This window comes from Actinoplanes philippinensis (assembly GCF_900113015.1).
Taxonomy (GTDB): domain Bacteria; phylum Actinomycetota; class Actinomycetes; order Mycobacteriales; family Micromonosporaceae; genus Actinoplanes; species Actinoplanes philippinensis.
Genome location: NZ_FONV01000010.1, coordinates 86,399 through 100,861, shown reverse-complemented (window position 1 = coordinate 100,861; position 14,463 = coordinate 86,399). Strand labels below are relative to the sequence as shown.

Below are 14,463 nucleotides of genomic sequence, written 5' to 3'. Positions count from 1 at the left end.
CGGCCGCTGTCTGTAGTTAGAGCATGCCTTTCCGGCACCTCATTAGAACAGTCTCAAGCGGGTGGAGATCTGTGGAAACGGACCCGAACCCGGCGGTTTCCCCGGGTGCCCAGGTCAGGCCGCGATATTCGGCACACTCCGGACTGTTGCCCAGCCCACGCTACGCACCGGTAACATTGCCCCGGGACGACCTTAGGGAAGGTTAAGGGCATGGCTGATTTCGACGTCTACCGGCTTCCGGAGGACCACGAGACGATCCGCGCCGCCGTGCGCGAGGTCTGCGACGCGCGGGTCGCCCCGCACGCCGCCGAGGCCGACGAGACGGGTGAGTTCCCCAAGGCGTCGTATGACGCCCTGCGTTCCTCGGACTTCCACGCCCCGCACATCCCGGTGGAGTACGGCGGCGCCGGCGCGGACGCCCTCGCCACCGCGATCGTGATCGAGGAGGTGGCCCGGGCCTGCGCCTCGTCGTCGCTGATCCCCGCGGTCAACAAGCTCGGCACGATGCCGCTGATCATCGCGGCCTCCGAGGAGCTCAAGCAGAAGTATCTGAGCAAGGTCGCGGCCGGCGAGGGCATGTTCTCCTACTGCCTGTCCGAGCCCGAGGCCGGCTCCGACGCCGCCTCGATGACCACCCGCGCGGTCCGCGACGGCGACCACTGGGTGCTCAACGGCGTGAAGCGCTGGATCACCAACGCCGGCGTCTCCGAGTACTACACGGTCTTCGCGGTCACCGACCCGGCCGCCCGCTCCCGCGGCATCTCCGCCTTCGTGGTGGAGAAATCCGACGCGGGCGTCAGCTTCGGCGCCCCGGAGAAGAAGCTCGGCATCAAGGGCTCCCCGACCCGCGAGGTCTACTTCGACAACGTGCGCATCCCGGCCGACCGGATCATCGGCGCGGAGGGCACCGGCTTCGCCACCGCGATGAAAACCCTCGACCACACCCGGGTCACCATCGCCGCCCAGGCCATCGGCATCGCGCAGGGCGCGCTCGACTTCGCTCTGGGGTACGCGAAGGAGCGCAAACAGTTCGGCAAGGCGATCGCCGACTTCCAGGGCCTGCAGTTCATGCTCGCCGACATGGGCATGAAGCTGGAGGCGGCCCGCCAGCTGACGTACGCGGCGGCCGGCAAGAGCGAACGCGGCGACGCCGACCTGACCTACTTCGGAGCGGCCGCGAAGTGCTTCGCCTCCGACGTGGCCATGGAGATCACCACCGACGCGGTCCAGATCCTGGGCGGTTACGGCTACACCCGCGACTACCCGGTCGAGCGCATGATGCGAGACGCCAAGATCACCCAGATCTACGAAGGGACCAATCAGGTCCAGCGCATCGTGATGGCACGACAGCTCCTCAAGTAGGCCGTGGGACCGCGTGCCGGGATGCTGTCGCCGTCGCCCGGGTGCTGATCCGTCAGCAGCCGGGCGGCATTGCCCGACAAGAATTCTGACGTTCCGTCAAGGTTGGTGCTGGGCCCATTTCGTGCAATCCGCCCCGTACTTCGCCTTCCGGTCGGCATCGGGGTTCCAGCGCTGGTCGGCAAGCCAGCGACGTTCGCCGTCGCCGGTCTGGACGTTCTCCACGACGAGCGACTCCAGGTTTGCCCGGTCTTTGCGGATTTGCGGGTTGGTGTTGCTCGCCTCGTGCCACCAGCCGATATCGGTACAGAAGGTCACTCTGGCCTGGTCCGGGCCGAGCTTCTCGACGCCCATGAGTTTCACCCAGATCGGGCCGATCAGCGGGTCGCCGGCGCCTGAAGACCCCAGCCCTGCGAGGACCTGCTGGTAGTACCGTTCGGTGAACAGGAACGGTGCGAGCGTCATGATCGGAGTCCAGTCGGTCGCCTCCGATCGCCAGTAGGCGTGGGTGAGGCCTCGCCTGGCCGCGAGAACCTCGTCGACATCGGCCTCCTGCGGTAGGTCCCAGTTGATCTTGAGATCCCCCACGCCATCGATCGGCACCTGCTGGTACGCCTCGTCGAATGTCATCGACGAGGCGGCGGCACTCGGCCTGCTGGCGACCGGCGTACCCCCATTGTTGGGCTTTTCGCTATCGGTGCAACCGGCCGCCATCAGGGTGATCATCACGGCGGTGATCGCCGCAGCACGCAGTCTCACTGGGGATCAACCGCCCTTCGGCATGTCCGGGGTCAGGGTGGACTTCGCCCAGTCGTAGCCCAACTGGTAGGCGGTGCCCGCCTCGGTGGCGGCGGTACTCACCGTGTCCACGCCGATAGTGGCCTTGTACTCTCGCCAGCTGGCGAAATCGTCGTCGATCAATTCACTCATCGGCCTCATCCCACCGTTCCCGTCTCGGAACATGGATTCCAGCCCTGGAAGCTTGCCGCTCTCGTAGAACGCGGCTTCAGCGATGGCGACCGCGCTGTTGCGCCCGGCACCGAGTATCTCGCCGACCTCGTAGCGGGTCTGTCCGCTGCTGTCGGTCTTCTCCCACTCCTCCAGGCCTTCCAGCGCCTGCTCGACGTATCCGTTGAGCAGGTCACCTGCTCCGGGAACCTTCGCGACCGTCGCGCCCACGGCTCCCTCCACCAGGGGGCCGACGATCTTGTAACGGGTCTCGATGTCGGCGTTGGTCCTCTCGTCCAGCTGCACGCTGGTCTCGATCTTCGCCTCGACGGCCCCCAGATCGAGAGCACCCATCACCCCTCCGTAGTTTTGCGAGATGACCTTCATGGCGTCCAGGTTGGCGCGCAGGTCAGCGTCCGGGTTCTGCCTACCGGAGAGGACGTAGTCGTAGGCGGCGGCGCCGTACCCGGCCTCGGCCCTGGCGACGATGTCGTGTGCGGCCTCCTCCTTGCCGATGTCAGCGAGGAACCGCACCAGCTGCTGGCGGTCGACGTCGATGGCGTCCGGCGTTCCGTAGTCGGCGTCGGAAATGTTGCCGTTCACGTCGGCGATGTACCTCGACATGATCCGGGCCATCGAGTCACGCATCTCCGGCGGAATCACATCGGTCTTCATGAACTCGTTGGACTCCTTACCCTTCGCGTGTTCCGCCCTGTCGGCGTCCTGAGCACCCGTGACCTTCTCGTCGACGGAACTCTCGTAGACGATCGCCTCGACGAGGTGCCGGGCGGCCGGTCCGGGGTGGTCGAGCGTGGCGCGTTCGAGAGCGACACCGAGATCGTCGAGGCCGTTCTTCCGGTAGTCCTCCCCGTGCTGCAGCGCCTCGGCCGTCCAGCCGGGCCCGCCCGGGAGGTCGGCTTCCCAGTTCCGGTCGGTGAGCAGGTAATCGAGGCGGGGCAGCCGGCCGCCGTCCGGCGCTCGGGGATCGGTGGAGGATTCGGTGACGCCGGTGAACAGGTCACGGGCGCCTTCGCCATTGCGTGACAGCCCGTCCATCAGGGCGTTGACCGGGTCGTATCCGGCCGGCAGGGAGTTGTCGTCGTGGCCCTGGGTCCAGTCCAGGCGGACGTTCTCGCCGCGCCCCACGTTCCATAGGTCGCTGCCCTTTCCCTGCTCCATCTCGAAGTCGACGATGTCGCCGCCGACGGTGGCCACGAACCCGGGGTCCAAGCCGCCGTTGTGCAGCAGCGGGGAAAGCAGCTGATAGCCGTGGACGCCCTCCACGTACCGCATCGGGCTGGACGGATCGCCGATGTCCATCCGGCCGCGTCCGGCCGTCATCAGGTCGGAAACCCACTGGCTGGACAGCTCGTACTCGCCACGCGTGTAGTCCTCGCCCCGCAACCCGCCCGAGGTGCCGGCCGGCTCGGTCGCGGTGGCCAGCATCTTCCCGAGGCCGTTCTGCAGATCCCGCACCATGGCGGCCCGGTCGCGGTCGAACAGCACGTCATCGACATCCTTGCCGGGGTGATCGAGCTGGTAGGTCGCCAAGGCGCCGGTCAGCTCCAGCAGACCCTTCGGCCCGAGATCGTCGAGAAACTCGAAGGCGAAGACCCGATCCTCGCCGTATGTCCGGATGAGATCCCGTAGCTCGTCGAGCTCCGCAGCGGTCGGCTCATACCCCTGGTTCATGAACTTGCGGGCCAGTTCCTGTGCCCGGGCGATCGCGTGGGGCGGGCTCGTCCCGAAACCAGACCCAGCCGACGGCACGTTGTCGTTGATGGCTCCGGCCGTCAGGTCGTCCTGCGCCCGGCCTGCCGGGCGGCCTCGACGATGCTCTCGGCCTGCTGGCGCAGCGCGCTCATCGCGTACGCATGCTGATCCATCGCCTGCTGGATGCGCCGCGCCGGGCCGTAGGTGTTGTCCACCTCGCCGAGAGCGGCGGTGGACTCCTGAAACGTCGCGGCCGAGCCCGCCCCGTCCGGCCACGCGAACGCGAGGTCACGAACGCCACTGATCAGCTGGTCCGTGGCATCGTCGACAGATTGCACGAGCCGCTGCCAGCGGTCCGCCGCCTCATGCCACGGACCGGCGTCGAACGACAACAGGAGCGGCAACGTCAGCTCACTCATCACAGCACCTGCGATGCGCTGTATCGAAACTCGTCCGCCCCGGCCTGATCGGCGCCCTGATAACTGTCGGCGGCGCCTGTCATCTTTCGGCCGAGGCGGTCCACGCGGGCGGTGATCCGGTCCATGGTCGCCATCCACGCAGTCTCCGCCGCGCGCGCTGCCGTACCGGCCGCGGACCCGGGCTGACCAGCGGGCGCGAGGCCCGCCCCGGCCGCCTTCACGGCTTGACGCAGCGTCACGGCGGCTGCGGCGACATCGGACCCCATGATGCGCAGGGCCACCACGTCGACGCCCAACTGGCTCGGCTGCATCGATGTCCTCCCCGTCGCGCACGATCGGTGTCTCCACCGGAACGTACGCCGACATCGATGCCGCGGTTCGCCGGGCGAGTCCACACTCCTCGGCGCGTCGCTGCTGCTTGCGGCGTCAACGCCGTTCGGCGGTGTGGTGGCTGGCGCCGGTGTGGAAGGTGCTGGTCCGGAGCCGGCGGGTGCGGGTCTCGTCCATGGCTGTCAGGGCCGGTGGTGGTGGGACGCGGGTGAAATGTGGCCGGAAGTGGTCGCGGCGTTCGGGCCAGGTCATCACGACGATGCTGAGCAGTGTCAGGCCGAGGAACAGGGACAGGAAGAAGTAGTCGAAGACGCCCACGAACAGGCCGTCCGGATGCTCGCCCCACAGCATGGGGGCGGCCCAGGCGAACGGCAGGAACAGGGCGATCGTGGCCGCCGCCATCTGCAGATGGTCGCTGGGATTGTGGTGGGCCCATCTGCTGCGCAGCCACTCCGGCACCCCGGCCCTCGTGTCCTGTTCGGCCAGGAAGCGGCTGTGGCGCTCGGTCAGCGCGCTGAGGGCGGTCGGCTTCTCCCGCCGGCTGAGGGCGTCCAGCACGGCGACCTCGACCGGATGATCGGGCGGCACGTCCGGCCCGCCGTCCGCGGGCAGCGACAGCAAACCCTCGGCGTCGATCTGCACCCGGCCGTCGAGCAGTAGCGCCGCCGCGGCCGCACGGTCCATGTCGGCTGTTCGGCCGGTTCGGGCGATCGCGTGGTACGGGTCGATCTCCACCGCCGTGACCCGGGCCGCGGCCGTCCGGCGATCGGCGCGGTCACGTGCCGCCCAGAGGACGGCGATTCCGGCGCTCACCAGAGCAGTGCCCCAGGCCAGCACCTCGAAGTAGTCGCCCAACGACATGCCGATCCTCTCGCCACTGTGGCCCGACTGTAGGGCCGCGCACCAAGCCCAGCCACGGCGCTGCACGTTCTGGACGCACAGCGTTGACGAACCGATGACATATCTGAAACATTGAATGCCTCGTCACGCAAAAAGTCAGCAGAGTGACGAAAAATTTGCACTGCCGAATCCCTTCCCCCTCGGCGTGGCGGCGTCCCTCTGCTGGGTGGCTCCTGCGCCGGTCCGACAGGACGGACCTCATGAAGCCGATATCCCTCAGCAGACGGCTGGTCAGCGTGGCCCTCGCGGCCGGACTGACCGTCCTCGGTCTCGCCCCGGTGGCCGCGCACGCCGCCGGTGGACCCAACCTCGCGATCGGTAAGGCGGTCTCCGCCAGCGGCGCCCTCGGGGCCCAGCCGGCGTCCGCGGTCAACGACGGCAACCCGAACTCCTACTGGGAGAGCCCCAACAACGTCTTCCCGCAGTGGATCCAGGTCGACCTCGGCAGCACGGCCGCGATCGACCAGGTCGTGCTGAAGCTGCCGCCGGCGTCCGCGTGGGCCACCCGCACACAGACCCTGAGCGTGCAGGGCAGCACCGACGGCTCCTCGTTCGGCACGCTCTCGGCGTCGGCGGGACGGGTGTTCAACCCGGCCACCGGCAACACCGTCACGATCAACTTCACCGCGGCGACCACCCGGTACGTCCGGGTGCACATCACCGCGAACACCGGCTGGCCGGCGGGTCAGCTCGCCGAGCTGGAGATCTACGGTACGGCCGGGCCGGTAGACCCCGATCCGGACCCGCCGGCCGGCGGCAACCTGGCGGTGGGCCGCGCGGTCGAGGCGTCCTCGGCGGTCTTCACCTTCGTGGCGGCCAACGCCAACGACGGCAACGTCGGCACCTACTGGGAGTCGGCCGGGTTCCCGTCGACGCTGACGGTGAAGCTCGGCGCCGACGCCGATGTCACCGGCCTGGTCGTCAAGCTCAACCCGGACACCGCCTGGGGTCCGCGGACGCAGAGCATCCAGGTGCAGGGGCGGGCCGGCACCGCGACCGCCTTCACCGAGCTGAAGGCCCGCGCCGACTACGGGTTCAGCCCGTCGGGCAACCAGAACACGGTCACCATCCCGGTCAGCGGGCGGGCTTCGGACGTACGTCTGCAGCTCTTCAGCAACACCGGCGCGCCCGGAGGCCAGATCGCCGAGCTGCAGGTGATCGGCGCCTGGGCGCCGGCGCCGGATCTGGTCGTCACCTCGACCACGTGGAGCCCGGCGAGCCCGAACGAGACGTCCGTGATCACCCTGACCGCCACGGTCCGTAACGCGGGCACGGTGACCGCCGCGGCGACCGGTGTGGACTTCAAGATCGGCGGGACCGTCGTGGCCCGCGCCGACGTGCCCGCGCTCGCGGCCGGCGCCTCGGCGACCGTCACCGGCAACGCCGGGACCCGGCCGCAGGGCAGTTACACCGTGTCGACGACGGTCGACCCGGCGAACACGGTGGCCGAGTCGAACAACGACAACAACACCTTCACCGCGGCCGGCCAGCTCGTCGTCGGCCAGGCGCCGGGGCCGGACCTGCAGGTGACCGCGATCAACCTGACGCCGGCCAATCCGGCGGCCGGCGCCGTGGTCAGCTTCACCGTCGCGGTGCAGAACCGGGGCATCAGCGACGCGGGCGCCAGCACCACCCGGGTGGCGGTCGGCTCGTCGACCCTCACCGGGGCCACCCCGGCGATCGCGGCCGGCGCCACCACGACCGTGACGATCGGCGGCACCTGGACCGCTGTCAGCGGCGGCGCGACCGCCGTCGCGACGGCCGACTCGGCGGGTGTGATCACCGAGACGAACGAGAACAACAACACGCTGTCCCGCTCCATCGTGGTCGGTCGTGGCGCCGCCGTGCCGTACGTCTCCTACGAGGCCGAGGCCGCCCGTTACCAGGGCACGCTGCTGCAGGCCGATCCGCTGCGCACGTTCGGGCACACCAACTTCGCCAGCGAGTCCAGCGGACGCCAGTCGGTACGCCTGAACAGCACCGGACAGTTCGTCGAGTTCACCTCGGTCAACCAGACCAACTCGATCGTGGTCCGCAACTCGGTGCCGGACTCCGCGAGCGGCGGCGGCCAGGACTGGACGATCAGCCTGTACGTGAACGACGTGTTCAGCCGGAAGCTGACGCTGAGCTCGCGCAACAGCTGGGTGTACGGCACCACCGACGACACCGAGTCACTGTCCGACACCCCGCAGGCCGACGCCCGGCGGCTCTTCGACGAGTCGAACACCCTGCTCGGACAGTCGTACCCGGCGGGCACCCGGTTCAAGCTCCAGCGCGACTCGGGCGACACGGCGAGCTTCTACATCATCGACCTGATCGACCTGGAGCAGGTGGCACCGGCGCTGAGCCAGCCGTCCGGCTGCGTCTCGATCACCGGTTACGGCGCGGTCGCCGACGACGGGCTCGACGACACCGCCGCGATCCAGCGGGCCGTGACCGACGACGAGAACGGCGTGATCCCCTGCGTCTGGATCCCGGCCGGCCAGTGGCGCCAGGAGCAGAAGATCCTGTCCCCGGACCCGGCCCGCGGTCAGTGGAATCAGAAGGGCATCCGCAACGTCGTGATCCGCGGCGCCGGCATGTGGCACACCCGGCTCTACAGCAACACCCAGCCGCACCAGGTGACCGGAAACATCAACCATCCGCACGAGGGCAACGTCGGCTTCGACATCGACGACAACACCCAGATCTCCGACCTGGCGATCTTCGGCAACACGCAGAACCGGGCCAACCGCGGGCACGGGCTCAACGGCCGGTTCGGGAAGAACACGAAGATCAGCAACGTGTGGATCGAGCACGTCAACGTGGGCGCCTGGGTCGGCCGTGACTACTCGGACACGCCCGCCTACTGGAACCCGGGTGACGGCGTGGAGTTCACCGGCATGCGGATCCGGAACACGTACGCCGACGGCATCAACTTCTCCAACGGCACCCGGAACTCGCGCGTGTTCAACTCCTCGTTCCGGACCACCGGTGACGACGCGCTGGCGATCTGGGCCAACCCGTACGTCAAGGATCAGAACGTCGACATCAACCACGACGACCACTTCCTGAACAACACCGTCCAGCTGCCGTGGCGGGCGAACGGCATCGCCATCTACGGGGGTCACAACAACAGCGCCGAGAACAATCTGGTGTACGACACCGCGAACTACCCGGGCATCATGCTGGCCACCGACCACAGCCCCCTGCCGTTCTCCGGCACCACGCTGCTGGCCAACAACGGGCTCCACCGGACCGGCGGGGCGTTCTGGAACGAGGACCAGGAGTTCGGCGCGATCACGCTGTTCCCGTCCACCAAGGACATCACCGGCGTCACCATCCGGGACACCGACATCGTCGACTCGACCTATGACGGCATCCAGTTCAAGAACGGCGGCGGCAACATGCCGGACGTCGCCGTCACGAACGTGCGCATCGACAGGTCGAACAACGGCGCGGGGATCCTGGCGATGAGCGGGGCCCGCGGCAACGCGGTGCTGTCGAACGTCCAGATCACCGGTTCGGCCGACGGCGACGTCGTGATCCAGCCGGGCTCGCAGTTCACCATCTCCGGGCGCTGATCGAGGAGGCCGCGGGTCCGCCCGCGGCCTCCGCCGTCCGTCGGCGGGCCCACCGGTGCGCGATGACCAGTGGGACCACGCCGACCGGATACCAGATCAGGTCGACCGGGTCGAATGCCGCGCCGAGCACGAGCCGGGCGATCAGGCTCTCCGCGGACAGCGCCGCCGGGATCCCGGTGAGCTGGAAGACCTCGGCGCCCCAGCACCAGGCCAGGGCGACGCCACCGACCGCGAACGGGCCGAGCCGGGGAGCCGTCAGACGCACGCCGGCCCAGATCATCGACGCGTAGAGGGTGGTGCCGGAGGACTGTTCCACCAGGCCGCCGAGGGGCGCCACCGCGCGGATGGCGAGGGCGGCGGCCAGGAATCCGAGCACGGCCCCGAGCATCGCGAGGCGCAACCGCCGGTGGCTGATCGACATGGCCGCGATCGTAGGCGGCGACCGGAAGTCCGATCGGGGCCGGCTCAGCTCCGGTGGGCCGGATACAGGCGGCGCTGGTTGACCGGGAACCGATGGCCGGGCGCGGGGTCGGTGTCCCGGGAGGCGTACGGGCCCGCGGCGAGCCGGGCGGTGGTGCTGCTCAGCGATCGGCAGGCCCGGTTCGGGTCACTCATCAATCGCATGATCGACCGGGACGCCTCGTCATATCCGACGCGGTACGCCTCGTCACGCTCCACCCCGTGCCGGTGCCACTGGTGGATGCGGCCGACCGCGTAACCGGTGGACATCACGATGGCCAGGGTGAGGAGGAAGTACATGTGGTAGTTGCCGGGCGCTGTCATGATTCACCCGCCGAGTGTTCCGCGGCATTACCTTCTTTCATGACTTCCATCCTTGGTGGTACGTTTCCCGGATAGCGGATCATCGAATTTCGAATTCGCCGAAACTCGTCTCTCAGCACAGGAAACTCATCGCCGACGACGGGGGATGTCAGTCGAGGGTCCACCGTTGACGGCAGAACGAGCGTCCGCGAATACCCGATCGGCCCAATTCTCCGGTGGTTTCGTCCCGGTGACGTGAATGATCTCCTCTCCCGCGGTGGCCGACGATTACGGTCGCCCGAATGGCCCCGGCCGCGCGGTCTGATCGTCGGTTTCCGCCGCTGATCGAGGGGTGCCGTGGCCCGGCTGAGGGAGACCGAACGAGTGAGAAAAGGCTCAGGTTCATGCGAACGGTCGGACAAGGATTTGCTTCCTTTGACCGTTTCCGAACGATTTAAAGGGAATCACCCGGTCGCGGCCGACGGGTCTCCACCCCGGCCTCCTGATCCGAGAAAGGTTCCCACGGATGTCTCAAGACGCCGGTACGACCGGTTCCGTGCCGTCTCTCGCAGGCGAAGGGTGTCCGTCGTGATCATGGAGACCGAGGTGATGCTGCATCGCCGCGAGGCCGACGGCGTCACCGTCTACCAGGCGTCGACGGCACACCAGCCGGCTCCCGATCCCGAGCCCCAACCGGCGCCGTCGGACCGTGCGATCGCGATCCTGGCTCTGGCTCAGCGCACCGCCGACGACCACGTGGCCGAGGCGCAGGCCCGCGCCGACCGGATCCTCACGGAGGCGCAGACGTACGCCGACGAGGTGCGCACCGAGGCCGACCGGCTCCTGTCCGACGCGCGGGCCGAGGCCGAGCGCATCGTGTCCAACGGTTCCGTCTACGCCGAGCAGTTACGGCTCCAGGCGCAGCAGCGGTACGAGGACGCCGTCGGCGGCCTGTCGATCAAACGGGAGGCGCTGCAGCGGCAGGTCGAGAACCTGGCCGTCTTCGATCACGACTTCCGGCACCGGATCACGCTGTTCCTGCAGAGCCAGCTGCGGGCGCTCTGGGCTGAACATCCGCAGGCCATGGACGTGCCGGGCATGGGGGAGCAGCTGTCCGGCGGCTTCGCCGACGAGATCGGGCCGAGTTGAGGCGGCCGGCCGCCGGGGTGGTGTCAGTCCCGCCGGTTGCGCAGGCGCCGCTGACGCTGCAGGTCGATCTCGCGCCAGTTGTCCGGGATCTGGTCGACGAAGAACCGCTGGACCGGAGAGAGCCCGCCGGCCTGGGCGAGCAGCTTCTGCATGCGGATCCACCGGCGCGTGTCGGTGCGTGCGCGCTGCACCCGGGCGCGCGCGACGGGATCCGACGGATCGCTGTACGGCTGGTCGCTCTCCAGCAGCGCCAGCGCCGCCTTGTACGCCGCTCGCCAGCGAGCCGGCAGGGTGGTATCGACTTCGTGCATGGGAACAACCTGCCAGAAATGTCGGCCTGCATCAGGAACGTCTATTTTCTACGCGCGGGGGCCGACTACCAGCCGAACCGCCGTCGTGCAAGGTGCCGAAATACCCTTGTGTGAACTATTTCGGGGGAGGGGCGACACGGATCGGCCGACGTGTGGCCAAGTGGCCGTCGTGATTTCAGCCGCCGGTGGATGGCCGGACGGACGAGCGGGGCTCGGCGGGAAGGTGACAGGTACCGACCGGGCGCCCTACGTCAGGTAGGTGACGGCCGATCGGAACGGCGGACCGCGCCGGTTGTCGTGAATTCCGCTCGTCTATCGGCGGGTCTCACCGGCGCGGTCCACTGAACGGATGGCCGTCGAAGGCCGGTCCGGCGTCCGGCAATATCCGCCCGATCGACATCCGGCGTGGCGTCAATCGTGTTTTCCATCCCGAAAGGCACGACCAAAGCCCGTCGGAAGGAATTGCGATGAAAAAGCTCGCCCGGATGATGACCATGGGTGGATTCGGTCTTCTCACCGCGCTGGCGGTCGGGGCCGGGCCGGTTCAGGCGGCTCCCGTCGACAGCGCGCCGGCCACCAACCCGGGGCCGCGTCAGATCCAGCTGCGTGAGGGCGTGCAGATCGCCGGCTACTACCGGACGGCCAAGGCGTGCCAGCGGTCCGGCCGGTTCGGTGAGCGCAACGCCTACTGGGACGTCCACAAGTGCGCCCCGGTGCGGGTGGGCCTCCGCCGCGGCGCCTGGGCGCTGCAGGCGGCCAGCTACGACGACTGGGACCGCCTCGGATTCGCTGTTCCGCTGAGCGCCGTCTGTGAGTTCCCGGTCCAGTACCGCCCGACGTGGGTGGGACAGTTCCGCCCGGGCCGCCCGGGTTACGTGCACCCCTACTACCCGCGCTACAACCGCCCTGGTCACGGCAAGGGGCACGACCGCCCGGACCATGGCCGCCCGGACTACGACCGTCCCGGCCAGGGCCGCCCGGACCACGGGAACGACTACGGGCGCGACCACGGTGGTGACTACGGACGCGACCACGGGCGTGACTACGGGCGCCCCGCGGAGCGGCAGCCCGGCAAGCCCGGCGACCGTCCCGGCGACAAGCCCGGGGACCGGTCCGGATTCGGCACGGCGAAGCCGTCGGCCCCCAGCACCCCGGTGAGCCCGAGCCCGAGCACGAGCACGAGCACGCCGGTCCGCGGCGGCCACGGCTCGCGCTGAAAGGGGGGATGCGCGACGGCTGCTTCATGACCCTGCGGTGCGTGTGACCGCGCCGGGGCGGGTACGGCTTTCCTGTCGTGTCCGCCCCGGCGTGATCAATCCCGGGACGTTTCCGGAGAGAACTCCTCGGCGGGCCGGGAAACGAGCGGGAACAGCGTCTGATAACCGTGCCGGTAGCCTTCTCGAAAAGAGCGGTCACGGTCCAGACCCAATTTGTACCATTGATGGAAACGGCCCCCGGCATAAGAGGCCAGGGCCGAGATCATGGTGCAACCGATGATCTGTAGGACGCTGCTGTCGGTCGGCATCCGATTACCTTAGTTTTTCGATACGGCGTATCGGACGGGGCTTTCGGTGCAGACCGTTCCGCCGATCATCCGAGCCGTCCCGTGGTCCCGGGGATTACGGGCCGCATCGGGGATCCACCCGATGCGGCGCCGACGGCCGCTTCCTACCGTCGAAGACATGAACCTGCTGCTCAGAATGCTCGGCGTCGTCGTGGCGCTGTTCTTCGTCGTGCGGGCGGTGGCCGAGCCGTTCGTCATCGACGTGACCGATCCGTCCACCTATGCGAACGACTGGGGCGGCCCCAGCCTCGCCGGCGTGCTGGCGGTGCACTGCGGGCCCGGCATCCTGGCCGCGATGTTCCTCTACGGGTCGGTGGTCCGCTGGCGCACCGCGCGCACGAAGGAACCCGTATCGTCCGCCCGATGAAACAGAGCGATGAAACAAGAGCGACGGTACGGGATGTCGCCGCCCGGACCGGCCTGTCCATCGCGACGGTGTCCCGGGTGCTGAACGGGCGCGCCAACGTCGCGCCGCACACCCGGGAGCGCGTGCTCGCCGCCATGGGGGAGCTCGGCCAGAAGGCGCCCCGCCGGCGTGGCGAGCGGGCCACCGGCATCTACCTGCGCTGCCCCTACCTGCTCACCGACTACTTCGGGCTGATCGTCTCCGCGGTCACCGAGGCGCTCGAGCCGCACGGCCTGCAGGTGATCCTGAACGCGGGCGTCGCCGCCCAGCAGGACCACGTGCTGACCGCGCTGACCGGGCGCCGCGACGTGGCCGGGGCGATCCTGATCCTGCCGCCGGAGCCGGGGGCCGAGCTGGCCCGGCTGCGGGACCGCGGCTTCCCCTTCGTGGTGCTCGATCCCCGTACCCCGCCGCCCCGGAATCTCGCGGCGGTGTCCGCGGCGCACTTCTCCGGCGCCCGGCAGCTCACCACCCACCTGATCGATCTCGGGCACCGCCGGATCGGCATCGCCGGCGGCCCGCGCGACTGGCTGGCCGGGGAGAACCGGTTCGCCGGCTATCTCGCGCCGCTCGCCGACGCCGGGGTGCTGCCGGCGCCGGAGCTGATCCGGTTCGTCGCCGAGCCCACCGTCGAGCTGGGCCACCGAGCCGCCGCCGAGCTGCTGGACCTGCCGGACCGGCCGACCGCGCTGGTGGCGTTCAACGACAAGATGGCGATCGGGGCACTGCACGCGGCCGCCGAGCGGGGGCTGCGCGTGCCGGACGACCTCTCGGTGGCCGGGTTCGACGACATCGAGCTGGGACAGGCGTGCCGGCCGAGGCTCACGACGGTCCGGCAGCCGCTGGAGGAGATGGGCCGGATGGCCGTGCACCTGCTGCTGCGGATGCTCGGCGGGCACCGGCTCGACGCGTTGCACGTGGAGCTGGCGACCGAGCTCGTGGTCCGGGAGTCCACCGGGCCGATTCCTGACGTGTTTCATGGTTCCGGAACCGCCGCGCGCCATTCCGTAACACGGATGCATTGACCCGTACAAATTAT

15 protein-coding genes are annotated in these 14,463 nt (G+C 68.9%); 6 read left to right on the top strand and 9 right to left on the bottom strand.

Features of this window, described 5'->3' with window-relative positions:
* Positions 1 to 210: 210 nt before the first annotated feature.
* A complete protein-coding gene (locus BM290_RS26350; protein ID WP_093618587.1) occupies positions 211 to 1,362 on the top strand; it encodes an acyl-CoA dehydrogenase family protein in 1,152 nt (383 codons plus the stop codon).
* A 96-nt stretch (positions 1,363 to 1,458) separates the two neighbouring features.
* Here BM290_RS26350 and BM290_RS26345 read toward each other — a convergent pair whose 3' ends face one another.
* From BM290_RS26345 to BM290_RS26330, 5 genes are all read right to left on the bottom strand, one after another.
* Positions 1,459 to 2,118, bottom strand: a complete 660-nt coding sequence (locus tag BM290_RS26345; protein WP_239143724.1) for a hypothetical protein — start codon at positions 2,116 to 2,118, stop codon at positions 1,459 to 1,461.
* A gap of 6 nt (positions 2,119 to 2,124) precedes the next feature.
* The gene (locus BM290_RS26340) at positions 2,125 to 4,077 is read right to left on the bottom strand and encodes a hypothetical protein (RefSeq protein ID WP_239143725.1); all 1,953 of its coding nucleotides are present in this window, start codon (positions 4,075 to 4,077) and stop codon (positions 2,125 to 2,127) included.
* 23 nt (positions 4,078 to 4,100) lie between these two features.
* Positions 4,101 to 4,439, bottom strand: coding sequence for a hypothetical protein (locus tag BM290_RS50070; RefSeq protein ID WP_239143726.1), 339 nt, complete (start codon positions 4,437 to 4,439; stop codon positions 4,101 to 4,103).
* Positions 4,439 to 4,750 (bottom strand): type VII secretion target, encoded by a 312-nt coding sequence (locus BM290_RS26335; RefSeq protein ID WP_093618586.1) that lies wholly within the window; start codon positions 4,748 to 4,750, stop codon positions 4,439 to 4,441. Before BM290_RS26335 ends, BM290_RS50070 begins: the two co-directional genes overlap by 1 nt.
* Positions 4,751 to 4,865: 115 nt before the next feature.
* Positions 4,866 to 5,630, bottom strand: a complete 765-nt coding sequence (locus BM290_RS26330; RefSeq protein ID WP_093618585.1) for a hypothetical protein — start codon at positions 5,628 to 5,630, stop codon at positions 4,866 to 4,868.
* Positions 5,631 to 5,869: 239 nt separating this feature from the next.
* Between BM290_RS26330 and BM290_RS26325 the strand changes: the two genes are divergently transcribed.
* Entirely contained in the window at positions 5,870 to 9,232 is a 3,363-nt protein-coding gene (locus BM290_RS26325) for a CARDB domain-containing protein (RefSeq protein WP_093618584.1), read from the top strand.
* On the opposite strand, the gene BM290_RS26320 is transcribed toward BM290_RS26325, so the two are convergent.
* Complete coding sequence (locus tag BM290_RS26320) at positions 9,213 to 9,653, bottom strand: ribosomal maturation YjgA family protein (RefSeq protein WP_093618583.1); 441 nt, start codon at positions 9,651 to 9,653, stop codon at positions 9,213 to 9,215. The two genes, BM290_RS26325 and BM290_RS26320, sit on opposite strands and share 20 nt — an antisense overlap.
* A 44-nt stretch (positions 9,654 to 9,697) precedes the next feature.
* Positions 9,698 to 10,015, bottom strand: coding sequence for a hypothetical protein (locus BM290_RS26315; protein ID WP_143133972.1), 318 nt, complete (start codon positions 10,013 to 10,015; stop codon positions 9,698 to 9,700).
* A 567-nt stretch (positions 10,016 to 10,582) separates the two neighbouring features.
* On the opposite strand from BM290_RS26315, the gene BM290_RS26310 reads away from it, so the two are divergent.
* Positions 10,583 to 11,143 (top strand): DivIVA domain-containing protein, encoded by a 561-nt coding sequence (locus tag BM290_RS26310; protein ID WP_143133971.1) that lies wholly within the window; start codon positions 10,583 to 10,585, stop codon positions 11,141 to 11,143.
* Positions 11,144 to 11,166: 23 nt separating this feature from the next.
* Here the strand turns inward: BM290_RS26310 and BM290_RS26305 are convergent, their stop codons facing one another.
* Positions 11,167 to 11,454 (bottom strand): hypothetical protein, encoded by a 288-nt coding sequence (locus BM290_RS26305; protein ID WP_093618580.1) that lies wholly within the window; start codon positions 11,452 to 11,454, stop codon positions 11,167 to 11,169.
* 467 nt (positions 11,455 to 11,921) lie between these two features.
* Between BM290_RS26305 and BM290_RS26300 the strand changes: the two genes are divergently transcribed.
* Positions 11,922 to 12,671 (top strand): hypothetical protein, encoded by a 750-nt coding sequence (locus tag BM290_RS26300; RefSeq protein ID WP_093618579.1) that lies wholly within the window; start codon positions 11,922 to 11,924, stop codon positions 12,669 to 12,671.
* A 95-nt stretch (positions 12,672 to 12,766) separates the two neighbouring features.
* Here BM290_RS26300 and BM290_RS26295 read toward each other — a convergent pair whose 3' ends face one another.
* Positions 12,767 to 12,979 carry a hypothetical protein gene (locus BM290_RS26295; protein ID WP_093618578.1) on the bottom strand — a complete coding sequence of 71 codons (213 nt, stop codon included), beginning with the start codon at positions 12,977 to 12,979 and terminating at the stop codon, positions 12,767 to 12,769.
* Between the two features lie 157 nt (positions 12,980 to 13,136).
* Here BM290_RS26295 and BM290_RS26290 point away from each other — a divergent pair, with 157 nt between their 5' ends.
* Both BM290_RS26290 and BM290_RS26285 read left to right on the top strand, forming a co-directional pair.
* Positions 13,137 to 13,385 carry a hypothetical protein gene (locus tag BM290_RS26290; protein ID WP_203779512.1) on the top strand — a complete coding sequence of 83 codons (249 nt, stop codon included), beginning with the start codon at positions 13,137 to 13,139 and terminating at the stop codon, positions 13,383 to 13,385.
* Complete coding sequence (locus BM290_RS26285) at positions 13,382 to 14,449, top strand: LacI family DNA-binding transcriptional regulator (protein ID WP_093618577.1); 1,068 nt, start codon at positions 13,382 to 13,384, stop codon at positions 14,447 to 14,449. Before BM290_RS26290 ends, BM290_RS26285 begins: the two co-directional genes overlap by 4 nt.
* Positions 14,450 to 14,463: the final 14 nt, after the last annotated feature.